This window comes from Rhodoglobus sp. G.S.4 (assembly GCF_056619605.1).
On record NZ_CM152748.1, the window covers coordinates 175,872 to 202,762 of the forward strand.

The following is a 26,891-nucleotide window of genomic DNA, read 5'->3' on the forward strand; positions in this document are numbered from 1 at the left end:
GCGTCTACTTCTCAACACCTGCAAGTGAATCTGAAGAGATCACGCAGGTTCGTAATGTGCTGAAAAGCGAAGCGCCTGCAGCCAGAATTTCAGTCATGCATCAACGCAACGAAGCAACAGCCGAGCTGGGGTTAGTTAGCTACCGAACTTTCCGAGCGTTGGGCGTATTGTCTTGCTATACGTATAGCGTCGCTGTACGGTTGAAGCTGTGATCAAGTCGTTTCGCCACAAAGGTCTCGAAACGTTCTTCGCGGCAGGAAAGAAGTCGGGGATCCGGCCAGATCACGCCAACAAACTTCAGAGACAGCTCGCAGTGCTCGACAATGCTCGGTCGGTCGACGACATCCCCGCGGCGTGGAAACCACACTCGCTCAGCGGCTCAACAACTAGGGGTCGCGATGTCGCCGGCCATTATGCAATTTGGGTGAGCGGTAACTGGAGGATGGTTTTCAAATTTGAAGTTACCGATGTTTACCTTCTGGACTATCTCGATTATCACTAGAACGGAGCAGCAACGATGAGCATGCACAACCCTCCCCACCCCGGCATGTTGCTGGAAGATTACCTCGGCGACGTCAGCCTCGCTGAAGCTGCCCGCCGACTCGGCGTCACGCGGGCGACGCTGTCGCGCATCCGTAATGGTCATGCGTCCGTTACCGCCGATATGGCGGTGCGCCTCGGAATCTTGCTCGGCACCAGCGCTGAGCTGTGGCTCGGCATGCAGACCGCGTACGACCTGTGGGTCGAGCGCCGAAAACCGCAGCCCATCGTTCTGCCGATTGCGAGATGACCTCGTGGGCGCGCCTGAGAGTGCTTCCGAGCACACCGCCGCACACGCGGCTGAATGGTTGACTAGCAACCCGGTCCCTGTGGGTGTTGCTCGCCCCGTCGGCGAGCTGGACCGCCAGATTGCTTCGGAGCGCGACGGGTGGCAATGAGCGCTGCTCCTACTCCTGGAGCTGCACCCAACAATTCGGGAGTAAGAGTGACCCGGCTTCAGCCGGAATCGTAAACCACCGTGTTATTCCGGCTCGCGCGGTGGCGAGTGCCGATCTGAATCCTGCTCGCTCAGGTGCGTCAAAACTATACCGATTGTGGAATAGTTTTGACGCGGTGGAACTCGCCAAGCCGTGCATCACGGGCGAGGCTCTCGGCATCACTTTGCGAGAAGACTGACCGCGGCGCGGTAGCGTGAACCCATGACGGTACTCACCCCAGCACTGCTCAACCGCATCCGCTCCCGCGCCGAACGCTACGACCACGAGAACATCTTCTTCACCGAAGACCTGCAAGAGCTGCGTGCCGTCGGCTACCTGAAGCCGCGCAGTCTGCGTGAGCTCTCGGATGACCAGCGCCTGCTTGCCGCCTACGCTCCCGCTACGGCGCTCGCCATCAACATGCACCTCGTCTGGATCGGCGTCGCCTGGGCGCTGCGCGAACGCGGCGACTCCAGCCTCGACTGGCTGTTGGCGGATGCCGAAGCCGGTGAAATCTTCGCCTTCGGCCTGAGCGAACCCGGCAACGATCTCGTCATGTGGGACTCGCTCACCACCGCCGAAACCGTCGAAGGCGGTTACGCATTTACGGGCACCAAAATCTTCACGTCGCTATCGCCGGCGTGGACCCAGCTCGGCCTCTTCGGCAAGCACACCGCCGACGATGGAACCGAAACTCTCGTGCACGGTTTCATCGAACGCTCGGCACCCGGTTGGCGCTCCCTCGAGGACTGGGACACCCTCGGCATGCGCGCCACCCAAAGCCACACGACGGTGTTGGATGGCGCCTTCGTTCCCGCGAACCGGGTCGCCCGGGTGCTGCCCGTCGGCCCCAACGCCGATCCCTTCATCTTCGCGGTCTTCGCCAACTTTTTGCCGCTCATCGCCTCCGTGTACGCGGGGCTTGCTGACCGCGCGCTCGAGCTCGGTGTCGAAGCACTCCAGCAGCGCAGCTCGGCCATCACCGGTGCCGCGTACTCCGAGCATCCGGATCTGCGCTGGCGGATGGCGGATGCCGCCCTCGCGCTCGATGCGATCGAACCCCAACTGCACGGCATTGTCGATGACGTTGATGCGCTCGTGGATCACGGGGCTGGGTGGTTCCGCAAACTGGCCGGTGTGAAGCACCGCAGCATCGAAACCGCACGCCACGTTGTCGACCAGGTCATGCGCTCGGCCGGGGGAGGAGCCTTCCGCAGCACAAGCGAACTCTCGCGCTTGCAACGCGATGTGCTCGCCGGGATCTACCACCCCTCGAACCCGGAGTCGGTGCATAAGACCGTCGCGAGCGACCTGTTCGGGAGTTAGGTGGGCAGGGCTCAGGGGATGTAGTTGTCCGGAGCGAAGCCGGCGGTGACAATGAGAAGCGGACCCTGAGTTTCGGAACTTAGCTCGATGGTGAGCGGATTCCAGAACGAGCCCGAGATGTATTCTCGCGGCGATGTCCCCAGCTCGTTTGAGAGCTCGCCCGGGGTCATGCCCTCGGGCGGACGCACCGAGACCAGAGACCAGCAGCCGCCCGAGGCGCACTTTTCGTCGACCGCAACAATCTCGCTTCCCTGAGGGAGGGGAATTGAGGAGGTCGGAGGAACCTCCCACTCCGAAACGGCAACGGTCAAATAGGTGAGACGCAGCAAATACACGATCACGAATGCGGTGATGACCACGCTTGCGCCGACCCACACCCATTGTTTGCGAGTTATGCTCATGCGATCTGACGGTACCAGAACAACTGACGCATCGTCGCAGCTAGCTCAAGGTGCAGTGTGTTACGGGCGCACCCTCAGCCAAAGCGGCAGCGCTAGACCGCAGCGACCTCGCGCGCCCCGAGCCGCAAGCTCACATCGAAGTCGCGGCGCTCGTCATCGTGATGGCTCACGAGCACCACGATCTTGTCGGCGAGAGCCGTGCGCAGGTCGCTGATGAGGTGCTCGGCGCTCGCGGCATCCAGGTGGGCGGTCGGTTCATCGAGCAGCACGACATCCGCTCGCGTGAGCAGGGTGCGGGCAAGCGCGAGGCGCTGACGCTCGCCGCCCGACAAGCTCGCACCCGCCGAACCCACCCGAGTATCGAGGCCGTACTCGAGCGAATCGAATAGCGGGCCGAGACCCACCCGGCGCAACACCGCAACAAGCTCCTGCTCGGTCGGCTGATCATCGTGGGCGCGGCCCAACAGCAGGTTGCCATGAATCGTTGAGTCGAAGAGGTGCGACTCCTGCGGGCACCATGTGACCGCCGCGCGCAATTGCTCAGGCGACAGCTCGCGCGCATCCACCCCATTGAGGCTCCACGAACCCGCGGCTGCCGGAAGATACCCGAGCAGCGCCGCCAACAACGTCGACTTGCCCGCCCCCGATGGCCCCTCGACGACAAGCCACTCACCCCGCTCAACCCGAGCGGTCGCGCCCGAGAAAGCGAGCGTCGGGCTCGAAGGCCAGCGGATGCCGAGCTCCCGCAGTTCAAGAATGGTCACGTCGCCGAGTGGTTGGTCTGCACTCGCGGCAGCAGCGCCGCCTGAAATGGCACCTCCCGCAGCGTCCACCCCCGCCGTCACCCCACGCACCTTCGCCAAAGCGGCACTGAGTGCTGGCCACTGCTGCACGGAGTCAACGAACGCGATCAGCGAGTCAACGAGGCCGATGGGGATAAGCACGAGCACGGCGACGATGCCAATGGGCAGGGTGCCGGCGACGACGGCGGGCGCGGCAACGGGGAGCATCGCGACGGCGGTCACCGAGCAGGCGAGTACGACGACGGCATTGCCGAGGCCAAGGGCGCGAGCGCTGCGGCGGGAGAGTGCCCCGGCTTCGGCGTCGATGCGATCGAGGCGCACGAGCATCCGCTCACCGACACCATTGGCGCGCAGATCGTTAGCCGCACCCGTCATGGCGGCAAAGGCGCGCACGACACGAGATTGCACATTGGCGATGCCGTTGGCGGCCGAGCGATCAACCAGCACGGCAACGACCGGTGCCGCGATAAGACCAGCGGCGAGCCCCCACAGCAACACCGACACGGCGGGAGTATGAAGCAACGCAACCGCAATAACCGCAGCGAGTGACGTGCCGAGAGCAACCGCGGGCGGCAGCACGACCCGAGGAACCAGATCGCGCACCCGGTCAGCGGCCGAGACGAGATAGTCGAGAGCGACCCCGCCATTCGCGAGAGCCCGCGAACCCAGGGCCCGAGCGCCGAGACCGTTCCAGAGTGATACCCGCAGTTCGATCAACGATTGCAGCACCGCACTGTGAGTCGCCAGACGTTCGGCATAGCGCAGGCCGGCGCGACCCAACCCGAAGAACCGCACGCCAACGATCGCCACCAGCAAGTACATGATCGGCGGATGCTCGCTCGCCCGCACAATCAGCCAGCCCGAGATTGCGGTCAACGAGATCGCGAAGAGGCTCGCGCCAATGCCGAGAGCAATAGCTCCGACGAGAGTGCCGAATGAGGGACGCACAAACTCGAGGAGGGCGGCGAGAGTGGCGCGGGGTGAGCTTGGCGCGGCGAGGGCGCCAGCATCCGGTTCCGTTGTTGCCGCAATCGGGTCAACGCGCGCTTCGACAGCCCTGGTTCCGCCTGACACACCGACCGAAATCACTTGGTCGGCAAGCGCTGCGATTCCCGACTCGTGCGACGCCACCAACACCGTCACCGGTCGGCCGCGCAACTCAGCGATTGCTGTCTCCACGCGAGCAGCGGATGCCGGGTCGAGATGGGCTGTTGGCTCATCCAACAGCAACAGAGTTGCGCCCGCTTCGACGCGCAGCAGTCCGCGCGCGACAGCAATGCGACGCAGCTCGCCGGGGCTCACCTGGCGGGGGTCGGTGTCAGCGATTGAACCCAAGCCAAGTTCGAGCAGCACTGCTTTGATGGATTGTTCATCGTCGCTATAGAGGCGCAGTTCGTCGAGGACGGTGTCGGCAACGGTCTGCGGATGTTGCGGAACCCACGCCACCCGGGAAACGTCGACGCCCCACACGGTGCCGCCGTCGGGCTCACGATTGCCCGCCAGCACCTCAAGAACACTGGACTTTCCGCTGCCGCTTGGCCCATCCAATGCCGTGATTGTTCCCGGCGTCGCTCGGAAACTGAGCTGGTCAATCGCAGGAAGAGCACGACCGTTGTAGGCGACCGTCAGATCGACAACACGGAAGGAGCCCTCCGGCTGCCGGTGAACACGGGCTCGCGGCGCATCGATGATCGTGCGGGCCCGGCGCAGAGCGGTGAGCCCATTCTCGGAGGAGTGGAACGCGGCACCCAGTTCGCGGAACGGCGCAAAACACTCGGGCGCAAGCACAAGGGCGATGAGGCCAACCGTGAGGGGGAGCTGGTCGTTGACAAGCCGCACACCAACAAAGACGGCAACAACAGCGACCGAGATGGTGGCAATGAGTTCCAGCACTAGGGAGGAGAGGAACGCCGTGCGTAGCGTCGCCATTGTGGTCGTGCGATTCTCGGCCGAGATCGCCCGAAGAGCACGCGACTGCTCACCGACCCGGCCAAGCCCCACCAGAACGGGCAGGCCGCGCGCCAGCTCAACAAGATGATCGGAAAGGCGTTCGAGACTCGCACTCGCCGCGTCAGCACGCTCGCGCGTGTGCCCACCGACAAGCACCATGAAGACGGGAACCAGAGGAACCGTCAACACAATGATGAGCGCACTCACCCAATCGACCGAGAGGATGCGGGCGCCAATCAGCAACGGAACCGTTGCCGTCGTCACAATCGACGGCAACACAACACGGAAGTAGTTGTCGAGCTCATCGAGACCGACCGTCGCAATTGCCGTGCTCGCACCGACGCGCGAATCCGAACCCGTGAGCACTCGCTCGGCGAGTTCGCGTCGCAGCGATTCCTTCGCGCCGAGAGCGGCGCGAGTCGCGAAACTCTCCGTTGCCCAAGCGGCGGCCGCGCGCAGAAGGCCAGCGGCAATGCCCAGCACAATCGCGAACTGCCACGCCCGATCATCCGTTTCGATGACGCCGACGACGCCGCGGGCAACCGCCTCCGCCATGAGCACGAGGGCGAGCCCCTTGAGCGCGGCCAACAGCCCGAGCCCGAACAGCGTGTGTACGCCGCCTGGGCCGAAACCGGCTGCGAGTCGTTCGCGGAGTTTGGCCTTCATGCCCTCCATGGTGCCCTCTGCTGATTGTGCAACGCTGGGAGTGCCCTAGCTTGCGGAGGAAGCGGGTGCCACCGCAGGCTTCACCACGTGAGCCTCCGGGATGTGCTTGTCGCTCAGGCGGTTGCGGAATACCCAGTAGGTCCAGCCTTGATACACGAACACCAGCGGCAGACCAAACGCGGTCACGACACTCATAACGCCCAAGGTATATTCGCCACTCGCCGCGTTGGAGATCGTCAGGTTGAAGGCAGGATCAATGGTCGACGGCAGGACTACAGGGTAGACCGCAGCGAAAATGGATGACGCTCCCGCGACCAAAAATGCTGCGATACCGACGAAGGCCCAGCCCTCGCGCCCGGCTCGCGCGCTGACCCAGCCGAAGACGACGGCGATCACCGCAACTACCACGAGCGCCCACGTAATAACGGTGCCGTTCTGGAATTGGATGATGAGCACCCACGCGACAATCGGCAGCAGAGCAACGGGGCTCCACCGCACCACAAAGTTGCGGGCACGGACACGCACGTCGCCATCGGTCTTCAGGCCGAGGAATACCGAGGCGTGCACGAGCGCGAAGCCGACAACAGCAAGGCCACCGAGCACTGCGTAGGGAGTGAACCAGGCGAAAGCACCGCCGACGCGGTCACCGTTTTCATCAATCGGAAGGCCGGTCGTGGTGAGGGCGAGCGCTGCACCGATGCCGAAGGCCGAACCGAGCGAGCCGAGACCGAGAGCGCGATCCCACCACATGCGCCACTTATCCGTGGAACCTTTGCCGCGGTACTCAATCGCGACCGCGCGGAAGATGAGGCTCACGAGCACGATTGTCAGCGGGATGTAAAGGGCTGAGAACAGCGACGCATACCAAAACGGGAATGCAGCGAAGGTGGCGGCTCCAGCCGTGATCAGCCAGACCTCGTTACCGTCCCAGACCGGGCCGATGGCATTGAGCATGAGCCGGCGCTGCTTGTCGTTGCGCGTGCTGAAGAGCAGCAGCATCCCGACCCCAAGGTCGAAGCCTTCGAGCAGGAGGTAGCCAATCCAGAGTGCCGCGATGGCGATGAACCAGACGGTGGGAAGAAGTTCCATGAGTGTCTGCCTCTCTACTTAGTAGGCGAACGCGAGAACGTCGTCGCGTTGGTCTGGCCGGTTGGGGTCGTCAGGGTTGTTGGGATCGCTCTCGCTGTCGCCGGGACCAGCTTCTGGATGCCCGAGCTCAGGCATCGCCGAGGCAACGCCACCGCGCACGTACTTGACGAGCAGCTTCACTTCGAAGACCAGCAAGAAGGCGTAGACGAGCGCGAGGGAAGCGAGGGAGAAGATGATCTCTTCACCACTCACCCCAGGGGAAACTGCTGCCGCGGTGAACATGTAGACACCGTCAACGCCACCGGGGGTCGGGTTAGGGGCAACCACAAACGGCTGACGTCCCATTTCGGTGAACACCCAACCCGCGATGTTGGCACCGAACGGGGCCGCAATGCTGAGGAGTGCCGTGCCCATCAGGAACTTCGACCGCGGCACCGTTCCCTTGCGAACAATCCATAGGGTGAGCAGAGCGAAACCAGCCGCGAGCATCCCGAAGCCGATCATCAGGCGGAAGCCCCAGTAGGTGACCTCCATGATCGGCAAGTAGTTGATTTCCATTCCGGCACGTTCGCCATAGAGCGGGTCGTCGGGAAGGTTGGTTCCATAAAGTGCTTGGTACTCGGGGATGAGCGTGTTCACACCCTTGATCTCCGTATCGAAGTCGCCATGAGCGAGGAATGAGAGGATGCCCGGAATTTCGATAATGCCGACCACAGCCTCACAGTCCTGAGAACCGAGCGGGCCAATCGAAAGCACCGAGAAACTCGTACCGTCATGGCAGGCGGCCTCGGCCGCGGCCATCTTCAACGGTTGCTGTTCAAACATGAGCTTCGCCTGCAGGTCACCGGTGATGGCGACTCCACCGAATCCGACAATCGCAATGACGGCACCGATGCGGATGCTCGTGATCCAGACCGAGTGGTCCTTGCGATCGCGGCCAGGGAGGCTGGCATTCTCGCCGACGACGACACGGCCTGCGGCATCCACAGTGTCGATTCCATCGCGACGACGCTGCCAGAGCTGGTACCAGGAGATGCCGACGACGAACCCGGCGCCGACGGCGAGGGCGCCAGTGATTGTGTGCGAATAGGCGGTGAGCGCGGTGTTGTTGGTGAGCACTGCCCAGATGTCGGTCATGACGGGGCGACCGTCGATGAGCTCAACTCCTACCGGGTGCTGCATCCACGAGTTCGCCACGATGATGAAGAAGGCGGAGACGATCGAACCGGCTACCGCGATCCACAGGGTGGCGAGGTGAATCTTCTTGGGCAGGCGGCTCCAGCCGAAGATCCAGAGGCCGAGGAAGACTGATTCAAAGAAGAAGGCGAGGAGGCCTTCCATGGCGAGCGGTGCGCCGAAGACGTCGCCGACGAAGCGAGAGTATTCACTCCAGGCCATGCCGAACTGAAACTCCTGCACGAGGCCGGTGGCAACACCCATGATGAAGTTGATGAGGTACAACTTGCCCCAGAATTTAGTCATACGCAGCCACTTCTCGTCGCCCGTGCGCACCCACTGGGTTTGCATGAGTGCGACGACCGGGCCAAGGCCAATCGTGAGGGGAACCATGATGAAGTGGTAAACGGTGGTGATGCCGAACTGCCATCTCGCGATTTCTAGGGGGTCCACTCCGCACCTTCCACTGCATTTTCTACGTCTTGTAGAACTATTTCTACACGGTTGTAGAAATAATTTCTACCTGAGGTAGAATTGGCTCATGAATTCGTTGGGAGAACTCGAACGCAGCGTCATGGATTTGCTGTGGGCAGGTGGCGAAAGCCTTTCGGCGTATGACCTGCAAGCGGCACTAGCTGAGCATTCGGAATCGGGCCGTGAGCTCGCCCCCACCACGATCCTCACCGTGCTGTCGAGGCTCGAAAACAAAAACTTTGTGGTGCGCGAGCGAGACTCCCGACCACACCGCTACCGTTCCGCCGCCGCTCGCGAGGCGCACATGGCCGACCTCATGCACGAAGTGCTTGGTGGTGCGAGCGATCGCGCTGCGGTACTCGAACGTTTCGTCGGTCAGGTCTCGAGCGAAGAAGCCGACACTCTGCGCCGCATCCTCGCCGGTCGCTAAAAATGCTCGTTGCCGCCATCGCGCTCGGCCTCATCGCGATCTTGTTAGCGTGGCCTGTTCCCGCACTGCTGCCAGGGGCGAGATGGGCCTACCGTCGCCCGACACTGGGGTTGCTGGTTTGGCAACTCGTCGCACTCGTCGGTGGCACCAGCATGATTGGCTCGCTCGTTCTTTTGGGGGCCTCAACATTCGCCAATGACCTTTCGGATGCCGCTAACGGCATGTGGCGCTTCGTCACCCACAATGAGTTGCCAGACGGCTCCTCGGTGTGGTCGTTGCTCGCGCTCTCGGGAGCTCTCTTCCTCACCGCCCACCTCCTCCTAAACCTGCTCGTCACGGTTGTATATGCGGAGCGAGAGCGTGCCCGCCATGCTCAACTCATCACCCTTCTCAGTGAGCCAATGGTCGACCGTCCCGGCACCCGACTCATCGACACCCCGGCTCCCGTCGCCTACTGCTTGCCTGGTGCCCTCAAGTCGATCACCGTCTTGACGGCTGGCCTGATCAAACTGCTGGATGAAGAAGAACTTCGTGCCGTCATTGAGCATGAGCGGGCCCACGTTCGATTGCGCCATGACATCGTGCTCATCTTTTTCACGGCCTGGAAGGTATCGCTGCCGTGGTTACCGACCGCGCGCAATGCCTCGCGTGAAGTGGCACTGCTTCTCGAGATGCACGCCGACGACAACGCCCTCACGCACGTGAGTCGCGGCAGTTTGGCTCGGGCAATCACCGTCGTCGCCGAAGGTGGTGCGCTGCCGCAGCGCAGTGAATTTTCCGCTGCCCTGCCCGAGTCGACCCCGAAAGAACTGCGGGCGCGGTTGTTGCGGTTGGCGTAGTTTTTCGCGGCCTCATCGCGTTTCACGACGTGATAGCGTGCGGTCTAAACTCAGCGTCATGAACGCAACCACACCTAACGCACCCTCCACGGTGTGGCCACGCAACTCGCGGACGATGCGACTCACTCTCGCGACGGCGCTCGTGCTCTCCATCGCGGGATGCACTGCCGCCGCCCCCGCAGGGGAGACGCACTCGAGCTCTCCCGCCGCATCCGCCAACGCCGGGTCATCTCCCTCGGCCTGGAGCCTTTTCGAGCCGGGAGCGATCGCCGACTACCAGTTAGGCGGAGCCTACGAGCCCGGCGCGGCAGTGTCGGTGGTCGTTCGCGACTCAGAAGAGCAGCCGCTCGACGGGGCATATTCCATTTGCTACATCAATGCTTTCCAATCGCAACCGGGCGAGCAGTGGCCGACCGATTTGCTCTTGCAAGACAGCGCAGGCGACGCGGTTATCGACCCGAACTGGCCGGATGAGACCCTTCTCGACATTCGTTCCGAAAGCAATCGGGAGGCTATCGCCGAGCAACTGAGCCCCGCGATTGTGGGCTGCGCTAGCAAAGGTTTTGAGGCTGTCGAGTTCGATAACCTCGACAGCTACTCGCGCTCCGAAGGGCTACTTGAGCGCGCAGACGCGATCGCGATCGCAACGCTGCTCGTGCAGGCCGGTCACGAGAACGGGCTCGCGGTGGCGCAGAAGAATTCTGCTGAGCTGCTGGGGCAGGCGGCATCCACGATTGGCTTCGACTTTGTGATCGTCGAAGAGTGCGATCAGTTCGAGGAGTGCGGTGACTTTACCGATTCTTACGGTGACGCCGTAATCGATATCGAGTACACCGACGAGCTGCGGCGACCCTTCGCCGAAGTGTGCGCGGATGCCGCAACACCACGCATCACGATGCTGCGAGATCGCGACCTCACGCCGCCCGGCTCACCCGATTACGTCTACGAGCACTGCTGACGGCAGCCGCCGGAATTTCGCTCGACACGAGATGCCACGCAGCCGCGAGGCCCATCAGCCGCGAGTACCGTAACCGTGCTAGCCGGTGACCTTCGGTCCGCGAATAAACGCGAGCGGCAGCGTCAAGAGCGAGATCGCTGCCGCTACCAAGATCGCGGGCGGGAACGCGAACGCGGTGGCGAGTGTGCCGATGAGCACTGAACCTAGGGCTGTTCCGAGGTCGAAGCCGATGTTCCAGACAGCGCTCGCTGTGCCGTATTGCTTGCGTTGTACGGCGGCGAGGGAAAGCACGAGAGTGAGGTTCTGCAGCCCACCGTAGGCAACGCCGACGAGCGTCATGCCGAGAAGGAAGAGCAGAACACCCGTGGAATCCGGGTTCTGCACCGCTTGGGCGATCGCGAGGAGGCCGGCGACCGAGATGACGACGAGCGGCCACAGGAAGCGACCGGCACCGTAGCGATCAGAGAGGCCGCCGACACCCCAGCGGGTGATCGCGGCGCTGAGGGTGAGCAGGGCGAGCGCTCCGGCAGTCGCCGCGGGCGATGAGCTCATTTGTGGCGCGAAAGTGAGCAGTGCACCGCCGGCGAGAGTCACGCCGCTGAGGAGCATCATGGGGCGCAGAAGGGTGACGGCGAGCATACGTCGCTGCGATCGGGTGCCCGATGGTGCCGCGACCGACGTTGAACCGGTGGCGGGGAGCAACTCACGCTCGGCAGCTTGGGCGCGAAGAATACGTGCGAGGCGAGGGGCAGAGCTGATGCCCAAGAGGGGCAACGCACCGAGCGCAAAGACGGCCCAAAATCCGACGGTCTCCGCGAGCAGGGTTGCGGTGGGGGCGAGGAAGATCTGCGGGATCGCGATTGCAGCGCCGTAGATTCCGACGGCAGCGCCGTGTTGCGCGCGATCAACAAGGTTCGCCACGACGGTCGAGCCGGTGACAGTCAGGATACCGAAGCCGACACCGCGGACCGCGGAAATAGCGAGAATCCAGCCCAGCTGATCCGAAATGAGAAGCAGCAGTGGCGGAACTCCGAGAAGGGCGAGGCCCGCCGCGAGCACGCGGCCAGTACCTAAGCGCTCCAGGAGTCGCGGAACAAAGGGCTGCGTCATTACGGTGACGAGCAGCAACACACCGTTGACGAAACCGGAGCCAGCTTCCGTGGCTCCGCCCTGAATCGCCCACAGCGGTACGACAGGAATCAGCGCAATGAAACCTCCGAAACCTGCGGCCGTCAAGACCAATAGCGCGGGCATTCCTGGCGCGCGCCAGACGGGGGTCGGAGCATCGCGAGAGTTCTGAGTCACGATGCTCAACTCTATGCCCCGCCGGGTCTTGACCGACTGAGTTCAGAATCCAGAACCCGGCAGGGCCAGAGAACTCGCACGGCGACCCACCACAGCCTGCGGCACGAGTGGCTTTATTTCGCGGGCACCGCCGCGGCCGCACTCGGGGTGACGGCACGGGGAGCCAACCGCTGCAACTGAGTCACGTGCTTCGGCTCGAGCTCTTCGATGCTCGTGACCTCGAGCAGTTTCATCGTGCGCACGATCTGCTCCGACAGAATCTGGATCGTGCGGTCAACGCCCTCGCGCCCTCCCGCCATAAGCCCGTAGAGGTAGGCGCGACCGATGAGCGTGAACTTGGCGCCGAGGGCCATCGAGGCCACGATGTCTGCACCGTTCATGATGCCGGTGTCGACCATCACCTCGACGTCCGTGCCCACTTCGCGCACGACGTTCGGCAGTAGGTGGAAGGGGATGGGGGCGCGGTCGAGCTGGCGACCACCATGGTTGGAGAGCAGGATGCTGTCAACGCCGAGCTCTGCGAGGCGCTTCGAGTCTTCAAGGTTCTGCACTCCCTTGATCACAATTTTGCCTGGCCACATGTCACGGATGATCTTGAGGTCGTCGTAGTTGATTGACGGGTCCATGGCGGAGTCGAGCAGTTCGCCCACGGTGCCTCCGGTGGTCGCGAGCGAGGCGAATTCGAGCGGGGGAGTCGTGAGGAAGTCGAACCACCACCAGGGGCGAGGGATGGCGTTGAGGATCGTGCCTGCCGTCAGCTGCGGAGGAATCGAGAACCCATTGCGCTTGTCGCGCAGTCGCGCACCGGCAACCGGGGTGTCGACCGTGAACATCAGCGTGTCGTAGCCTGCGGCTGCCGCGCGCTCGACGAGGCCGTAAGAGATCTCGCGTTCGCGCATGACATACAGCTGGAACCAGTTACGGCCGTTCGGGTTGGTGGCCTTCACATCTTCAATGGATGTCGTGCCCAGCGTCGAAAGAGTGAACGGAATTCCTGCTGCCGCTGCTGCGCCCGCGCCGGCGATTTCGCCTTCGGTCTGCATGAGGCGGGTGAATCCCGTCGGCGCAATTCCGAACGGCATCGCGGACGTTCCGCCGAGAATCTGCGTGGTGGTGTCGACGCGGGAGGCGCCACGCAGGATCGAGGGGTGGAACTCGATGTCTTCGAAGGCCTGGCGCGCTCGGCTCAGCGAGATCTCGCCTTCGGCCGAGCCATCCGTGTAGTCGTAGGCGGCCTTGGGGGTGCGACGCTTGGCGATGTCTTTGAGGTCGTAAATCGTGAGGGCGCTGTCGAGGCGACGCTTCTTGCCGTTGAGCTCGGGGGCCTTGAACTTCATGAGCTTCGCGAGCTCTACGGGGTTCGGAAATTGACGCTTAACCATGAGGTGCCTTAGCTGTCGGTGTCGAGATCGGTGTCGGTGTCGAGGTGGGTGAGGAGGCGATCGCGCGCCCCCAGAATGTGGTCGCGGGTGAGGCGCTCCGCGGCGGCGGCATCCCCGGCGGTGATGGCATCGAGGATGCCCTGGTGTTGTTCGGCCACCTCGTGGGCGGTAATGAGTTGGGCGGATTGAACCTGCCCAATGCACAGCTCGACTTCACCCATGAGCAGTTCGTGCAGGCGGGTGAGGCGCGAACTGGGCTGACCGGCGACGAGCGCGCGGTGGAACTGGATGTCGTGGTGGGCGAAATCATCGGTGGCGGTGAGCGCGCGGTGTGCGGCGAGCGCCGCCGCTGGAATTGCGCCGGCTTCAGCGAGTGCTGCCATGGCGGCTGCTTCGACGATGGAGCGGGTGTCGAAGAGGTCGAGCACGTCGTCGTAGCTGAGCTCGGGCACGCGGGCGGCGCGGTGGGCTTCTCGGCGCAGGAGTCCGTCGGCGACGAGGCGATCAATCGCGATGCGGGCGGTGGGGCGAGCGACGCCGAAACGGAGAGCGACGGCTGCTTCGGTGACGGAAGCGCCGGGGGCATCTTTCTGAGAGATGATGTCGGCGCGAAGCTTCTGGGCGACGGTCTCGGGGAGCACTGCGGCATTCTCGATCACAACTGACTCCCACTTCCTCGACTTGGATTGTCAAACAATCTAGCAGAATGTAAGACAAAGCAAAATAGCGACCTGTTATGTTGGCGGGATATGTGTTTGTGCGCAACAAAGGAGATGGCATGACGAGGCAGTTGGCATGGGGAATTTTGGGCACGGGGTGGATCGCTGGCCTACAAACCAGTGACCTCATTGAGCACGGCCACAACGTCGTTGCGGTCGGATCTCGCACCGCAGAATCGGCTACGAAGTTTGCTGCCGAGTACAGCATCCCGACGGCGCACGGCAGCTACGAAGCACTCGTCGCCGACCCCGAGGTTGACGCCATCTATGTTGCTTCTCCTCACCCCTTCCACGAAGAGCACGCGCTGCTCGCCCTGAATGCGGGCAAACACGTTCTCGTGGAGAAGGTCTTCACGATGAACGCGGCCCAAGCCGAAAAAGTTGTAGCTCGGGCATCCGAACTGAACCTTGTCGTTCTCGAAGCCATGTGGACTCGCTACCTTCCGCACATGGTGCGCATTCGCGAACTCGTGAAGAGTGGCGCGCTTGGCACTATCCGCAGCGTGATTGCTGACCACAACCAGAACATCTCGATGGATCCGCTTCACCGCCTCAACAACCCGCTCCTCGGTGGTGGTGCCCTGCTCGACCTCGGTATCTACCCGGTGTCGTTCGCCTACGACATTCTCGGCGCACCGACTGACGTTGTCGCCGTCGCCACCAAGACCGCAACGGATGTCGACCGCCAGACCTCGATGATCCTGAGCTACGGCACCGAAGCGCAAGCCGTGCTGCAGACCACGCTCGACCTTCGCGGACCCACGCGCGCGGTCATCGTCGGCAGTGAAGGCCGCATCGAAATCGCCGAGACCTGGTACGCGCCAACCACCCATACCCGCTTCGATGGAGACGGAAACATTGTCGAAGAATTCGACGGCACCGTCACGGGTCGCGGGATGCAGTTCCAAGCGGCCGAACTCGAGCGCCTAGTCGCCGCGGGCGAACTCGTCAACGACATCCTCTCGCCAACCGAGAGCGTGCAGATCATGCACACCCTCGACGAGATTCGTCGCCAGATCGGGCTCACCTACCCGATGCTCGACGAGAGTTAGCGAGAACGCGGAAGGTAGCGCTTAGGTGAGAACGCGGTAGTAACGAGCGACCGCAGCGACTCAAGTGAGCCCTCCACAAAGCCCTGGGCTCGCGCCTGAACCAGCACGTTGCCAATGGCCGTGGCCTCTACGGGGCCGGCCAGCACCGGCATTCCACTGCGGTCCGCGATCAGTTGGCAGAGCAACTCGTTCTGCGAGCCACCACCGACGATATGGATGACCGACACCGATTTTCCGGAAAGGTCTGAGGCCGTGTGTACGGCATCCACGAAGGCAACGCTGAGGCTTTCGATGATGCTGCGCACAAACTCCACGTGCGACTGGGGAGCGGGTAGGTCGTGTTCAGTGCACCACGCGGCGATGCGCTCAGGCATCCGGTCGGGCGCCATGAATCGCGGATCGTTCGCGTCAAAGGTTGGCACCTTCACCGTGAGATCGGATGCCGCAGCCAACAACTCGAGAAGGTCAACGCTGGCGTCATCCTTCTGCCATTCGCGCACGCATTCGCTCAGCAACCACAAGCCCATGACGTTGTGCAGGTAGCGCACGCGTCCGTCGACGCCGCCCTCGTTGGTGAAGTTTGCGGCACGGCTGGCCTCGGTGAGCACCGGAGAGTTCAGCTCAACGCCCACGAGACCCCACGTGCCACACGAGATATAGGCGAAGTCATCGTTCGTTGCTGGAACCGCGACGACAGCGGATGCCGTGTCATGCGATCCAACAGCGACCACGTCGGCACGGATGCCGAGTTCGTCGCGCACCGGCCCCAACGTTGTGCCGGGAGTGACCAACTCAGGGAAGAGGTTGCGAGAGTATCCGAGCTTCTCGATGAGCGCGTCATCCCACCGGCCGGATGCAATGTTGAGCAGCCCCGTGGTTGACGCGTTGGTTTGTTCGGCAACCTGGCGCCCGGTCAACCAATAATTGATGAGATCGGGAACGAGCAAGAAACCATCAGCGTCAGCAAGGTTCTGTTCCGCTGCGAACTGGTACAGCGTATTAAAGGAGAGAAACTGCAATCCGTTGGACGCGTACAATTCCGCGTGATCCGCAATCGCATGCACTCGCTCGACCCCCGCCGCCGTGCGCTCGTCGCGGTAGTGGAACGGGGGCGCAACCATCTGCCCGCCCGCCATCAGCGCGTAGTCAACCGCCCACGAATCCACACCGATGCTCGACAGCTGTGGCTCTTCACGAACAGCAGCCGCTAAACCGGCAAGCACACTCGAGTAGAGCGCATCAATGTCCCAGTGCAAACCGTCTTCACGGCGCACCGGACCATTGGGAAACCGCGCCACGGGGCGCACACTCAACTCGTTGTGACCGACGTGGCCGAGCATGACCCGACCACTGGTGGCACCGAGATCTACTGCGGCAACTACTCCAGCGGTCATCGTAAGAACGCCGCCGCAACACCAGCATCAACGGGGATGTGGAGACCAGTGGTGTGGCTGAGGTCGGGCCCCGTAAGTACCGACACCGCGTTCGCCACGTTCTCGGGCAGAACCTCACGCTTGAGGATCGTGCGCTGAGCGTAGAACTTGCCGAGGTCCTCTTCTTCAACGCCGTAGGTCTTGGCGCGGTTGGCGCCCCAGCCTGCAGCGAAGATTCCGGAACCGCGCACAACACCGTCGGGGTTGATGCCGTTGACCTTCACACCGTGCTCGCCCAGCTCGACCGCGAGCAGTCGCACCTGATGAGCCTGGTCAGCCTTCGTCGCCGAGTACGCAATGTTGTTGGGACCAGCGAAGACTGCGTTCTTCGAGGAAATGTAGATGACGTCCCCACCCATGCCCTGCTCGATGAGCACCGGCGCGGTCGCCTTCGAGACGAGGAACGAACCCTTGGCCATGATGTCGTGCTGGAAGTCCCAGTCCTGCTCGGTGGTCTCCAACAGGGGCTTAGAAAGTGAAACTCCGGCATTGTTCACAACGATGTCGATACCACCAAAGGCGAGTACGGCATCCTGAACCATGCGGTCGATCGCTGCAGCGTCGGTCACGTTGACCTTGAGGCCGATCGCGACATCTGTGTTTCCGATTTCAGCGGCAGCGGCCTGAGCCTTCTCAAGGTCGAGGTCAGCAATGACAACGCACGCGCCATCCGCAGCGAGGCGCGTTGCGATCGCCTTGCCGATACCGGATGCTGCGCCGGTCACGAGGGCAACGCGCGTGGCGTGCGACTTGGGCTTGGGCATCCGCTGCAGCTTGGCCTCTTCGAGTGCCCAGTATTCGATGTTGAACTTCTCGGCGTCACTGATGGGCGCGTAGGTGGAGAGGGCTTCGGCGCCGCGCATGACGTTGATGGCGTTGACGTAGAACTCGCCAGCAACGCGGGCGGTCTGCTTGTTCGCGCCGTAGCTGAACATTCCGACACCGGGAACGAGAACGATGAGCGGGTCAGCGCCACGGATCGCGGGGGAGTCGGCGGTCGCGTGCTTGTCGTAGTAGGCCGTGTAGTCCTTGCGGTACTCCTCGTGGAGTTCCTTCAGACGGGCGATGGTCTTTTCGACTGTCGTGTTGGCGGGAAGGTCGAGCAGCAGTGGCTTCACCTTGGTGCGCAAGAAGTGGTCGGGGCAGCTCGTGCCGAGGGCTGCAAGCTTGGGCGCGTTGGCGGAGGCGAGGAAGTCGAGCACGACATCCGAGTCAGTGAAGTGCCCAACCATGGGACGGTCATGGCTCGCAATGCCGCGAATCGTGGCTGCAAGCGCGGCTGCTTTCTCGCGACGCTCCTCTTCGGGCAGAGCATCATTCTTGGCTACGGCACGACCGAAGGGGGCCTTCTTGCCCTTAGCAGCGATGTATTCTTCGGCAGTCTTAATGATCCAGAGGCTGTTTGCTTCTGCTTCGTCGCTCGTGTCGCCCCAGGCAGTGATGCCGTGACCACCGAGGATGCAGCCGATGGCCTTAGGGTTCTTTTCCTTGATCGCGGCAATGTCGAGTCCGAGCTGGAAGCCGGGGCGACGCCAGTCGACCCACACAACTTTGTCGCCGAAAGCCTTCTTGGTGAGTTTCTTGCCATCCTTCGCGGTCGCAATGGCGATGCCGGAGTCGGGGTGCAAGTGGTCAACATGGGCGGCGTCCACGAGGCCGTGCATGGCGGTGTCGATGGATGGCGCGGCGCCACCCTTGCCGTGCAGGGTGTAGTCAAACGCGGCGACCATTTCGTCTTCGCGCTCAACACCGGGATAGACGTTCGTCATCGAGCGCAGGCGGTCGAGGCGCAACACGGCGAGGCCGGCTTCCTTCAGGGTGCCGAGGTCGCCACCGGAGCCCTTCACCCACATGAGCTCGATGGGCTCGCCCGTGACGGGGTCCGTTTCTGTGCCCTTGGCTGACGTGTTGCCGCCAGCGTAGTTGGTGACGCGCGGGTCGGAACCGAGACGGTTCGAGCGTGCGATGAGTTCAGCTGCAGTGGGGTTTGTCATCCGAGTGTCCTGTGTCGTCGCGTTTGTAAGTATTTGTGAAATCTAACAATAACTTACGCTGAAGCGCAAGGGGCATCACAGTAACTCAACATGCTCGCGGTACGCATCGAGGCGAGAGTCACGGGGGTCAAGTTCGGTGATGAGCATGTCGACGTCTCGCAAATTGAAGCTCACTGAGATTGAGCGGTCATCGAGCTTCGAGGAATCAACGCAGAGGATCGTTTCGCGAGCAACACTCGCGAAAGCCTGCTTCACTTGGCTCTCCGCCAGCGACACCTCCGAGCTGCCGAGTACCGGATCAACGGCGCTCGCCGAGGAGAAGAACCGCGAATACAGAACGGATGCTGCACCCTGGCAGGCGAGGAGTCCAACCAAACTTTCTGTGTGGGGCTCTGATTCGCCGCCAGTCACCATTCCGGTGACGCCCGGGATGGCACGCAGAACTACGAAGTTCTCGAGCGAGTTGGTGGCAACCGAGAGTCCATCTCGCTGGCCAAGCGTGCTTGCAATAGTGCCCGTGGTGGTGGATGCATCTAGCGCAATCGATCCGGAACGCGGGATGAGGGCGGCTGCCTTGCCGGCGATGACCTGCTTGGCCCGGGAGCGGACCGCCCGGCGTTCGTCAAAGGGGCGTGGGCCGGCGATGGAGATTGCGCCACCGCGTACTCGTCGCAGCAGTCCCTCGGCTTCCATGTCGTCGAGGTCGCGTCGGACGGTCATTGCGGAGACCGAGAGTTCTTCCGCGATGTCGTCGAGACGGAGAGCGCCGTGTTGGTTAAGGTGCTCTTGCAGCATCGCCCTGCGTTGTTGTGCGCCAAGAGTGCCGACAGTGGCCATGGTGCTCCCCGATGTTTGTGTGAGATTTCATGTTACATCCCCCGGGTTCGCACAGAGCAGGGCGAGACGCCCTCCTGAATTCGCGCCAATGTGACTGAGCGTTGACACTCTCCCGTAACGAATGATAGGTTCACTGAACACCGGTTCATTGAACCAGAACTGAACTAGACAAGGCAGAGCAGCCTGTGCGATTCGCCAAGCTGCTACACCAGCTCGGAAGAAGGAGAATCGCACATGGTCGACGGAGCGTACGAAAGCGTCGCAAGCAGCGCATCCGGAATGGATCGCGCTCTCGAAGCAGGGCAGGGCATTGTTCAGCTCGCGCCAACCTGGGTTCCCCGCGCATTCTGCACTCCCGGCCGTCGTATCCGCCTTCACCCGGACGACTACTTCCCGTTCGCCCAAGGCCGTGGCGGTGTTGACGAGCGCTGGCTTGCCTCCGCCGTTCGTGCTGACAACGGACCCCTCACCGGAGCTAACGAAGGGCTCAGTCTCGTCGTCGACCCTGACGGTGGAGCACTGCTCCCGTTCGATGAGTTCGTCGGCCACCACAAGGGCGAAGCGATCGGTGACCGGTTGTGGACACAGCACGAGAAGTGGCCGATGTACTCCAAATTCTTCGACAACCAGCAGGCTCTGCCCTTCCATGTTCACCACACCGATGAGAAAGCAGCTCTCGTCGACAAGCCGGGTAAGCCTGAGGCCTATTACTACTCGCCTCACATGAACAACCACCTAGGCGACCAACCGATCTCCTTCCTTGGCTTTCAGCCCGAAGTCACTACCGATCAAGTAAAAGCACGCCTGATGCGTTTTGCCGATGGCGGCGACAACCGCATCACCGACCTCTCGCGCGGCTACCGCACTCAGCTTGGCACCGGTTGGGATATTCCCTCTGGCGTTCTCCACGCGCCCGCCAGCATTTGCACGTACGAGCCCCAGGCCGCCTGCGATGTTTTCTGCATGTGTGAGTCGTGGAGCAATAACCGCGAAGTTCCAGAAGAACTCCTCTGGAAGGACGTGCCGCCGGAGCACCACGGCGACTTCGACTTCATCATTTCGCTTCTCGACTGGGAGAAGAACACCGACCCCAATTTCGTCACGAACCGCTTCATGGTGCCGTACTCAACCGCACAGTCAATGGCTGATGGAGAGACGGCCTACGTCGAAAAGTGGATCGTCTTCCGTTCGCCGCACTTTAGTGCGAAGGAACTCACGGTTCACCCAGGCCAGACGGTGACGATTACGGATGCTGACGCGTACGGCCTCATCGCTGTGCAGGGAACCGGAACCCTCGGTAGCCACGACATCGCCGCAGCCACGCTCATCCGCTTCGGACAGCTCAGCCAAGACGAGTTCTTCGTCACCGAGTCTGCTGCTCGAGCCGGCGTCACTATCACCAACCGTTCCGCTACCCAGGACCTCGTCATTCTTAAGCACTTCGGGCCAGAAAACGCCGAATTGGGACTCCATGTCTAAGGTTTTTGGTCGCGAGGGAACGGCCATGAGAGAGCGCGTAGGTTCGCTCTCTCAGGTCGTTCGACTCGACAGCTTCGTGGAGGCCGAAGGACCTGCGCGGGGTGCGCGGCGTCTGCGGATGGTGAACGGCAGCGGGATGGAGATCGAACTTCACCCCGACCGCGCGCTCGACATTGGGCAGGTCACGTTCGAGGGCATCCCGATCGCATGGATCTCGCCGACAGAGATCACCGCGCCGGAGGCCTTTGAGCCCGAGGGCACGGGATGGTTGCGCACATTCGGTGGCGGATTGCTCGCAACCTGTGGTCTCGACACCTTCGGCCCTGCGGGTGAGGATGCGGGGCAAACCTTCGGATTGCATGGCCGTATTGGCGCTCAAAAGTCTCGCGTCATCCGGGCCGAGGCTAACGACCGTGAAGTTGTGGTCGAAGCCGTTACCCGCCAAACCGCAGTTTTCGGCGAGAATCTCACACTCCACCGAGTTATCTCCGCTGAGGTCGGCGCGAATTCGTTCCTGCTCGAAGACACTGTGGCAAACGAGTCATTCTCTGAGCAGCCGCACATGATTTTGTACCACATCAACCTCGGATGGCCATTGCTGTCCGAGAATACCGTGATCGATATTCCTTCCCGCGAAACCGTCGCACGCGATGCTGAAGCAGAGAAGGGAATCGACGCGTGGCAGACAGGCGCCGCACCCACTGCAGGATTCGCCGAGCAAGTGTTCCGCCACACCATTGGCGACGAGCCGTTGGCGCAGGTGCGGGTATCGAACCCCGATCTCGGTGTGAAACTCGTTGTTGAGTTCTCTGGCCTCGAGCTTCCGTGGCTCTACCAGTGGAAGATGGTTGGTCAGGGTCATTACGCGCTGGGAATCGAACCCACTAACACTCCTAATGTTTTTGGACGCAGAGCCGCTCGCGCCGCGGGCGAGCTTGCCACGATCCCCGCAGGGGAGAGCATCCGCTACAGTGTGCGATTCACACTTCAGCGAACTAATGAATCCGACATCGTTCGCGATGAGGGGAGTTCAGTATGACCACCGATCCACCACCCGCAACTGCTCTGCGGATGACCGGAATCACCAAGTCCTTTCCCGGCGTCATGGCGCTTCAGGACGTTGATCTGGAAATCAAGGAGGGCGAAGTGCATGCCATCGTCGGAGAGAATGGGGCAGGCAAATCCACGCTTATGAAGATTCTTGCGGGCTTCTACCAGCCCGACAGAGGCGAGATCGAGGTGGGCGGCCGAAAGGCAACTCACTGGACCCCGCGCGAAGCCCGCACTCGCGGCATTGGCATGATCTACCAAGAGCTCAACCTGGTGCCCGACCTGTCGGTGTCTGAAAACATCAGCCTCGGCGCCATGCCTCAGCGCGGCCCCTTCGTTGACTACCGTGCGATGAACGCCAAAGCCGAAGCTGTGCTGCATGAACTCGACACCGACATCGATCCCGGCACTCGACTAGGCGACCTCTCGATAAGTCAGCAGCAGCTTGTCGAGATTGCCAAGGTAGTCGCACGCCAGCCGAACGTGGTCGTGTTCGACGAGCCGACGTCGTCGCTGGGCGACAAAGAGACCCGTGTGCTGTTCGACGTGATCAGCAAGATGCGTAACCGTGGCATCGCAATCATCTACATCAGTCACCGCCTTCAAGAGGTTATGGAGATTGGTGATCGGGTAACCGTTCTTCGCGACGGACGCCACATTGAGACACGCGATGTTAAGGGGATTACCCCGGATGAGATGGTGAGTCTCATGGTCGGCCGCGACCTCAACGAAATGTTTCCCAAGTTCGACCTCGAGCTCGGGGAGCAGGTTCTGTCGGTTGCGGGTGCGTCGCGTGCCGGTCAGTTCGACAATGTGTCGTTGGATGTTCGCAAACACGAGATTGTCGGACTCGCAGGTCTCGTCGGTTCAGGTCGCACCGAAGTTGCTCGCGCCCTGTTCGGGCTCGATCCGCTGGAGGAAGGCACCATCACCCTCGCCGGGGAAACTGTGAAGATCCGCTCACCCCGCCAGGGTGTTGCTGCGGGTATTGCACTCGTTCCCGAAGACCGTAAAGGCCAAGGCATCATCCCGGGGCTGTCGGTTCGTGAGAACTTCACGCTGCCAGTCATCACCCGGATCACGAACGCACTCCTCATCTTCTTGGGCCAAGAGCGCAAGATCGTCACAGAGCTTGCTGACCGTCTCAAGGTCAACCCGCCTCAAGTCGAACGCCCGCTCAATGTTTTCAGTGGGGGCAATCAACAGAAGGTCGTTCTCGGCAAGTGGTTGCTCTCGGAGCCGAAGCTGCTCATTCTCGACGAGCCAACGCGTGGCGTCGACGTCGGTGCGAAGGCCGACATCCATCACATCATTGGAGAGTTTGCTCAAGGCGGCGGCGGAGTGCTCATGATCAGCTCTGAACTGCCAGAACTGCTCGCTGTCTGCGACCGCATCTTCGTCTTGCACGAGGGCGTCATTGCAGCCGAAATTTCTCGCGCGGATGCCACTGAAGAGTCGGTCATGCGCGCCGCAACGGGTCAGGAGGTGGCCGCATGAATCAGCTTGTCGCACCCGCACAGAGTCTCGATAAGAGCAAAACACCTGGGGCGCTGTTCAGCACGCTGAGCATTCCTATCGCGATCCTGGCGCTCGTTGTGATCGGGTCAGTTGCCTCTCCGTCATTCTTGACAGTAAATAACCTCACCAACGTATTGAACGCCAATTCGGCGGTCGGCCTCATCGCCCTCGGTATGACGTTCGTGATGGTTTCGGGCGGTCTCGCTGACCTCTCGGTTCCTGCCAACGTGGCCATGGGCGCACTGGTCACGCTCGGCGCCCAAGAAGCCATCGGCACAGTTCCGGCGGCACTCATGGGGCTGCTAGTCGCGAGCATGGGTGGTGTCGTCAACGGCATCCTTGTCGGCTACCTACGAATTAATCCCATTATCGCGACCCTCGGCACTGGATCAGTGTTGCTTGGCCTTAGCCAACTGCTCGTGGGTGGTGGCATCGTGTACGCCGAGCCGAGCGCTCTCTCCGCCTTCGTGAAGAGCAGCATCCTCGGTATCCCCGTGTTTATCTGGCTTTTCATTTTCGTGGCGCTGATCCTGCATCCACTGCTTGCACGCACCGCTTTCGGCCGCTGGAGCCTTTCTGTCGGAGGCAACTACCAAGCAGCTCAGGCAAGCGCGGTTCCCGTGCGATTTACCAAGGCTGCTGCGTTCGCTATGACGGGCTTCCTTGCAGGCCTCTGCGGTGTGTTGCTTGCGTTGAGCAACGGCCAGGCACGCCCGATCATCGGCACCGGATATGAGTTCGTCGCAATCACCGCGGTCGTGATCGGCGGAACGAGCGTGTTCGGTGGGAACGGCAGCGTGCTGCGCACCGTTGGCGGCGTGCTCATCACCGCCCTCATCGGCAACCTGATTATCTTGCTCGGCTTCCCGAGCCAGGCAACGGGACTCATCACGGGCGCCATCGTGCTGGGTGCCGTCGGCATCGACGCATACTTTCGTCGGAAGGCAGGAAGACTGTGAAAAACTTCGACTTCGCTTTACTCGGTACTCGTGCGGTTCAGTACCGTCTCGTCATCATGCTGTTTGCGGTCGCCGTCTTTGGTGGCTTGAGTGTCGACGACTTCCTCACGGTCAACACGCTCCAGTCAGTGCTCGACCGTGCCACGGTCGTTGGCTTCTTAGCTCTAGGACTCACGCCGGTGCTGATCGCAGGCCAAATCGACCTCTCTATCGGATCCATAATGTCGATGGCCGGCATTACAACGATCTTCCTGCAGCCGTTCATCGGCAATGTGCCAGCCGCCGCTGCCGGAGTCGCGGTCGGAGTTCTCATTGGTGCGATCAACGCATTGATGGTGGTGGTGTTCAAGATCAACTCGCTCGTGGCGACCTTGGCCACACTCTTGATCTTCGCGTCACTGACGCTTTTGGTCACCAACTCGTACCCGTTGAGTTCCGAAGACCCCATCTTCGGGCTTCCGCTGACCGCTGACTTCCTCTGGATACTCACGCCACGATCGGCGATCTTCTTGATCGCTGCCGTGCTGATGTTCGTGTGGCTTAAGCTCACGCCCACGGGTCGCAACCTCTACGCTGTGGGCAGCGATGCCCCGGCAGCAACCTCGAGCGGGATCAACGCCAACGGTTACATCGCGGCGTCCTTCATCCTGTCGGGCTTCTTTGCTGGACTTGCCGGGATGATGCAGTCGCTGAGTACTGCTGCCGGGTCTCCCGTCGCTGGTGCCGTCATGCTAATTCCTGCGATTACCGCAGTAGTTATTGGTGGGACTCGACTCGAAGGTGGCCGCGGTTCATCGCTTGCCACACTCGGCGGAGTGCTCGCCCTCGGCGCCCTCACGACAGCGCTCGAATACAACGGCGTTCCGTCGTACACCCAAGCCATCTACACCGGTCTCTTGCTGATTCTTCTGATCAGCCTCGACCGCATTGTCTCCGGGCACGGCGGCACATCTTCCCGCGCGCAGAGAAGCGTGAGGGTCGCACCAAGAAACACACCACTTCCTAGGAGGAACGCATGATTGCACGTCGTAATATCCTCGTCGCCTCGGCTGCTGCCACGCTTCTGTTCGCAGTAGCAGGCTGCACCGCCGCAGACACGGACACAGCATCCGGAGACGCAGGCAGTGTCGAAGGCAAGAGTATTTGCTATGTCACACTCGCTAACTCGCACCCGTACGTGACCCCCGCTAACGAGGGCGCTCAGGCCGCTGCCGATGCAGCAGGCGTTGAGCTCACCATCGTCAGCGAAGAGTTCTCGGCTCAGACCGGTGCAGAACAGCTCAACTCGTGTGTCTCGCGCGGCGTTGACGGCATCCTGCTGTGGCCAGCAGACGAGAACAGCTACCTGCCTGGACTACTCAAGGCAGAGCAAGCAGGCATCCCCGTTGTCGCTATCGACACTCGTGCTGGCGAAGAGTCGATGAAGCTCATCCAGTCGTTCGCTGGAGCCGACAAGTACGATCAGGGCAAGATCAGCGCCCAGCAGCTTGACGGCGCCCTCGACAGCACCGGCGGCATCGTTGTTATCGCAGGTCAAGCCGGAAACGGTACCGAGATCGCTCGCAGTGGCGGGTTCCTCGACGAACTTGAAAGCATGGGTTCCGGGCTCGAAATTCTTGCCACGGTCAACGCTGACTTCGACCAGCAGAAGGCCCTCGTAGCTTCGCGAGACCTCATCACTAAGTTCGGCGACCAGATCAAGGGTGTTTACGCACAGGACGACACGATGGCCAAGGGATTCCTTCAGGCCCTTGAAGAGAGTGGACTCGACTTCGTTCCCGTCGTCGTTGGCATCAACGGTGAGGCCGGAGCCTTCGACAACATTCGTGAAGGCAAGCAGTTCAGCACCATCCTGCAGCCGCCATTCCGCAATGGTGAACTCGCCGTCGAAACCCTCATCGCCGTCATGAGGGGCGAGACAGTTCCCGAGATGGTTCCGCTGGAAAACACCATCGTCGACAGCTCCAACGTCGACGACCTGGAGCCCGCCCTCTAAGTCGAGAGCGAGCAAGAATTGGTGGGGCCACGCTGAGAAGCGTGGCCCCACGTTCTTAACGCCCCATCCTGATGAAGA

Annotated in this window: 23 protein-coding genes; 13 read left to right on the forward strand and 10 right to left on the reverse strand. The window is 61.8% G+C overall.

Going from position 1 to position 26,891, the window contains the following annotated elements:
* Window positions 1-208 precede the first annotated feature (208 nt).
* The 3 genes from AC061P_RS00855 (at window position 209) to AC061P_RS00865 (ending at window position 2,303) form a co-directional block, all read left to right on the forward strand.
* The gene (locus tag AC061P_RS00855; protein WP_480391576.1) at window positions 209-502 is read left to right on the forward strand and encodes a type II toxin-antitoxin system RelE/ParE family toxin; all 294 of its coding nucleotides are present in this window, start codon (window positions 209-211) and stop codon (window positions 500-502) included.
* Window positions 503-517: 15 nt separating this feature from the next.
* Window positions 518-790, forward strand: a complete 273-nt coding sequence (locus AC061P_RS00860; RefSeq protein WP_480391577.1) for a HigA family addiction module antitoxin — start codon at window positions 518-520, stop codon at window positions 788-790.
* A 409-nt stretch (window positions 791-1,199) separates the two neighbouring features.
* Window positions 1,200-2,303, forward strand: a complete 1,104-nt coding sequence (locus tag AC061P_RS00865) for an acyl-CoA dehydrogenase family protein (protein WP_449648030.1) — start codon at window positions 1,200-1,202, stop codon at window positions 2,301-2,303.
* Window positions 2,304-2,314: 11 nt separating this feature from the next.
* On the opposite strand, the gene AC061P_RS00870 is transcribed toward AC061P_RS00865, so the two are convergent.
* From AC061P_RS00870 to AC061P_RS00885, 4 genes are all read right to left on the reverse strand, one after another.
* On the reverse strand, window positions 2,315-2,704 hold the full coding sequence (locus AC061P_RS00870) for a hypothetical protein (RefSeq protein WP_449648031.1): 390 nt from the start codon (window positions 2,702-2,704) through the stop codon (window positions 2,315-2,317).
* 92 nt (window positions 2,705-2,796) lie between these two features.
* A complete protein-coding gene (cydD, locus tag AC061P_RS00875; RefSeq protein ID WP_480391578.1) occupies window positions 2,797-6,123 on the reverse strand; it encodes a thiol reductant ABC exporter subunit CydD in 3,327 nt (1,108 codons plus the stop codon).
* A 45-nt stretch (window positions 6,124-6,168) separates the two neighbouring features.
* The gene (cydB, locus tag AC061P_RS00880) at window positions 6,169-7,212 is read right to left on the reverse strand and encodes a cytochrome d ubiquinol oxidase subunit II (protein ID WP_480391579.1); all 1,044 of its coding nucleotides are present in this window, start codon (window positions 7,210-7,212) and stop codon (window positions 6,169-6,171) included.
* An 18-nt stretch (window positions 7,213-7,230) separates the two neighbouring features.
* Window positions 7,231-8,841, reverse strand: coding sequence for a cytochrome ubiquinol oxidase subunit I (locus AC061P_RS00885; protein ID WP_480391580.1), 1,611 nt, complete (start codon window positions 8,839-8,841; stop codon window positions 7,231-7,233).
* A gap of 88 nt (window positions 8,842-8,929) precedes the next feature.
* Here AC061P_RS00885 and AC061P_RS00890 point away from each other — a divergent pair, with 88 nt between their 5' ends.
* From AC061P_RS00890 to AC061P_RS00900, 3 genes are read left to right on the forward strand one after another with little or no spacing between them, the layout of a single operon-like run.
* A complete protein-coding gene (locus tag AC061P_RS00890; RefSeq protein WP_480391581.1) occupies window positions 8,930-9,292 on the forward strand; it encodes a BlaI/MecI/CopY family transcriptional regulator in 363 nt (120 codons plus the stop codon).
* A 2-nt stretch (window positions 9,293-9,294) separates the two neighbouring features.
* Window positions 9,295-10,131 (forward strand): M56 family metallopeptidase, encoded by an 837-nt coding sequence (locus tag AC061P_RS00895; protein ID WP_480391582.1) that lies wholly within the window; start codon window positions 9,295-9,297, stop codon window positions 10,129-10,131.
* A 58-nt stretch (window positions 10,132-10,189) separates the two neighbouring features.
* The gene (locus AC061P_RS00900) at window positions 10,190-11,089 is read left to right on the forward strand and encodes an endo alpha-1,4 polygalactosaminidase (RefSeq protein WP_480391583.1); all 900 of its coding nucleotides are present in this window, start codon (window positions 10,190-10,192) and stop codon (window positions 11,087-11,089) included.
* Between the two features lie 78 nt (window positions 11,090-11,167).
* Here the strand turns inward: AC061P_RS00900 and AC061P_RS00905 are convergent, their stop codons facing one another.
* The 3 genes from AC061P_RS00905 to AC061P_RS00915 all read right to left on the reverse strand — a co-directional run bounded on the left by AC061P_RS00905 (window position 11,168) and on the right by AC061P_RS00915 (window position 14,435).
* Entirely contained in the window at window positions 11,168-12,394 is a 1,227-nt protein-coding gene (locus AC061P_RS00905; protein WP_480391584.1) for an MFS transporter, read from the reverse strand.
* A gap of 113 nt (window positions 12,395-12,507) precedes the next feature.
* Window positions 12,508-13,776 carry an alpha-hydroxy acid oxidase gene (locus AC061P_RS00910; RefSeq protein ID WP_480391585.1) on the reverse strand — a complete coding sequence of 423 codons (1,269 nt, stop codon included), beginning with the start codon at window positions 13,774-13,776 and terminating at the stop codon, window positions 12,508-12,510.
* A gap of 8 nt (window positions 13,777-13,784) precedes the next feature.
* A complete protein-coding gene (locus AC061P_RS00915) occupies window positions 13,785-14,435 on the reverse strand; it encodes a GntR family transcriptional regulator (protein ID WP_480391586.1) in 651 nt (216 codons plus the stop codon).
* A 119-nt stretch (window positions 14,436-14,554) separates the two neighbouring features.
* Here AC061P_RS00915 and AC061P_RS00920 point away from each other — a divergent pair, with 119 nt between their 5' ends.
* A complete protein-coding gene (locus AC061P_RS00920; protein WP_480391587.1) occupies window positions 14,555-15,547 on the forward strand; it encodes a Gfo/Idh/MocA family protein in 993 nt (330 codons plus the stop codon).
* Here the strand turns inward: AC061P_RS00920 and AC061P_RS00925 are convergent.
* From AC061P_RS00925 to AC061P_RS00935, 3 genes are all read right to left on the reverse strand, one after another.
* Complete coding sequence (locus AC061P_RS00925) at window positions 15,544-16,941, reverse strand: rhamnulokinase (RefSeq protein WP_480391588.1); 1,398 nt, start codon at window positions 16,939-16,941, stop codon at window positions 15,544-15,546. The two genes, AC061P_RS00920 and AC061P_RS00925, sit on opposite strands and share 4 nt — an antisense overlap.
* A complete protein-coding gene (locus tag AC061P_RS00930; protein WP_480391589.1) occupies window positions 16,938-18,974 on the reverse strand; it encodes a bifunctional aldolase/short-chain dehydrogenase in 2,037 nt (678 codons plus the stop codon). The genes AC061P_RS00925 and AC061P_RS00930 overlap by 4 nt, the downstream gene beginning before the upstream one ends.
* A gap of 75 nt (window positions 18,975-19,049) precedes the next feature.
* Window positions 19,050-19,811 carry a DeoR/GlpR family DNA-binding transcription regulator gene (locus AC061P_RS00935; protein ID WP_449648044.1) on the reverse strand — a complete coding sequence of 254 codons (762 nt, stop codon included), beginning with the start codon at window positions 19,809-19,811 and terminating at the stop codon, window positions 19,050-19,052.
* A gap of 234 nt (window positions 19,812-20,045) precedes the next feature.
* Here AC061P_RS00935 and AC061P_RS00940 point away from each other — a divergent pair, with 234 nt between their 5' ends.
* Genes AC061P_RS00940 through AC061P_RS00965 form a run of 6 tightly spaced genes read left to right on the forward strand, consistent with a single transcriptional unit; the run spans window position 20,046 to window position 26,813 of the window.
* Window positions 20,046-21,290: a hypothetical protein gene (locus tag AC061P_RS00940; RefSeq protein WP_480391590.1), complete on the forward strand. Its 1,245-nt coding sequence runs from the start codon at window positions 20,046-20,048 to the stop codon at window positions 21,288-21,290.
* A gap of 25 nt (window positions 21,291-21,315) precedes the next feature.
* A complete protein-coding gene (locus tag AC061P_RS00945) occupies window positions 21,316-22,329 on the forward strand; it encodes an aldose 1-epimerase family protein (protein ID WP_480391591.1) in 1,014 nt (337 codons plus the stop codon).
* The gene (locus tag AC061P_RS00950; RefSeq protein ID WP_449648047.1) at window positions 22,326-23,837 is read left to right on the forward strand and encodes a sugar ABC transporter ATP-binding protein; all 1,512 of its coding nucleotides are present in this window, start codon (window positions 22,326-22,328) and stop codon (window positions 23,835-23,837) included. The genes AC061P_RS00945 and AC061P_RS00950 overlap by 4 nt, the downstream gene beginning before the upstream one ends.
* Window positions 23,834-24,817, forward strand: coding sequence for an ABC transporter permease (locus AC061P_RS00955; RefSeq protein WP_449648048.1), 984 nt, complete (start codon window positions 23,834-23,836; stop codon window positions 24,815-24,817). Before AC061P_RS00950 ends, AC061P_RS00955 begins: the two co-directional genes overlap by 4 nt.
* Window positions 24,814-25,836 carry an ABC transporter permease gene (locus tag AC061P_RS00960; RefSeq protein ID WP_480391592.1) on the forward strand — a complete coding sequence of 341 codons (1,023 nt, stop codon included), beginning with the start codon at window positions 24,814-24,816 and terminating at the stop codon, window positions 25,834-25,836. The genes AC061P_RS00955 and AC061P_RS00960 overlap by 4 nt, the downstream gene beginning before the upstream one ends.
* Window positions 25,833-26,813, forward strand: coding sequence for a sugar ABC transporter substrate-binding protein (locus AC061P_RS00965; RefSeq protein WP_449648050.1), 981 nt, complete (start codon window positions 25,833-25,835; stop codon window positions 26,811-26,813). The genes AC061P_RS00960 and AC061P_RS00965 overlap by 4 nt, the downstream gene beginning before the upstream one ends.
* The last annotated feature ends 78 nt before the right edge of the window (window positions 26,814-26,891 follow it).

Excerpts from the sequence above, each read along its gene's own strand:
- AC061P_RS00860 (WP_480391577.1), top strand. The coding sequence starts at position 518 with ATGAGCATGCACAACCCTCCCCACCCCGGCATGTTGCTGGAAGATTAC.
- AC061P_RS00865 (WP_449648030.1), top strand. The coding sequence starts at position 1,200 with ATGACGGTACTCACCCCAGCACTGCTCAACCGCATCCGCTCCCGCGCC.
- AC061P_RS00870 (WP_449648031.1), bottom strand. The coding sequence starts at position 2,704 with ATGAGCATAACTCGCAAACAATGGGTGTGGGTCGGCGCAAGCGTGGTC.
- cydD (WP_480391578.1), bottom strand. The coding sequence starts at position 6,123 with ATGAAGGCCAAACTCCGCGAACGACTCGCAGCCGGTTTCGGCCCAGGC.
- cydB (WP_480391579.1), bottom strand. The coding sequence starts at position 7,212 with ATGGAACTTCTTCCCACCGTCTGGTTCATCGCCATCGCGGCACTCTGG.
- AC061P_RS00890 (WP_480391581.1), top strand. The coding sequence starts at position 8,930 with ATGAATTCGTTGGGAGAACTCGAACGCAGCGTCATGGATTTGCTGTGG.
- AC061P_RS00895 (WP_480391582.1), top strand. The coding sequence starts at position 9,295 with ATGCTCGTTGCCGCCATCGCGCTCGGCCTCATCGCGATCTTGTTAGCG.
- AC061P_RS00900 (WP_480391583.1), top strand. The coding sequence starts at position 10,190 with ATGAACGCAACCACACCTAACGCACCCTCCACGGTGTGGCCACGCAAC.
- AC061P_RS00910 (WP_480391585.1), bottom strand. The coding sequence starts at position 13,776 with ATGGTTAAGCGTCAATTTCCGAACCCCGTAGAGCTCGCGAAGCTCATG.
- AC061P_RS00920 (WP_480391587.1), top strand. The coding sequence starts at position 14,555 with ATGACGAGGCAGTTGGCATGGGGAATTTTGGGCACGGGGTGGATCGCT.
- AC061P_RS00925 (WP_480391588.1), bottom strand. The coding sequence starts at position 16,941 with ATGACCGCTGGAGTAGTTGCCGCAGTAGATCTCGGTGCCACCAGTGGT.
- AC061P_RS00930 (WP_480391589.1), bottom strand. The coding sequence starts at position 18,974 with ATGACAAACCCCACTGCAGCTGAACTCATCGCACGCTCGAACCGTCTC.
- AC061P_RS00935 (WP_449648044.1), bottom strand. The coding sequence starts at position 19,811 with ATGGCCACTGTCGGCACTCTTGGCGCACAACAACGCAGGGCGATGCTG.
- AC061P_RS00940 (WP_480391590.1), top strand. The coding sequence starts at position 20,046 with ATGGTCGACGGAGCGTACGAAAGCGTCGCAAGCAGCGCATCCGGAATG.
- AC061P_RS00945 (WP_480391591.1), top strand. The coding sequence starts at position 21,316 with ATGAGAGAGCGCGTAGGTTCGCTCTCTCAGGTCGTTCGACTCGACAGC.
- AC061P_RS00950 (WP_449648047.1), top strand. The coding sequence starts at position 22,326 with ATGACCACCGATCCACCACCCGCAACTGCTCTGCGGATGACCGGAATC.
- AC061P_RS00955 (WP_449648048.1), top strand. The coding sequence starts at position 23,834 with ATGAATCAGCTTGTCGCACCCGCACAGAGTCTCGATAAGAGCAAAACA.
- AC061P_RS00965 (WP_449648050.1), top strand. The coding sequence starts at position 25,833 with ATGATTGCACGTCGTAATATCCTCGTCGCCTCGGCTGCTGCCACGCTT.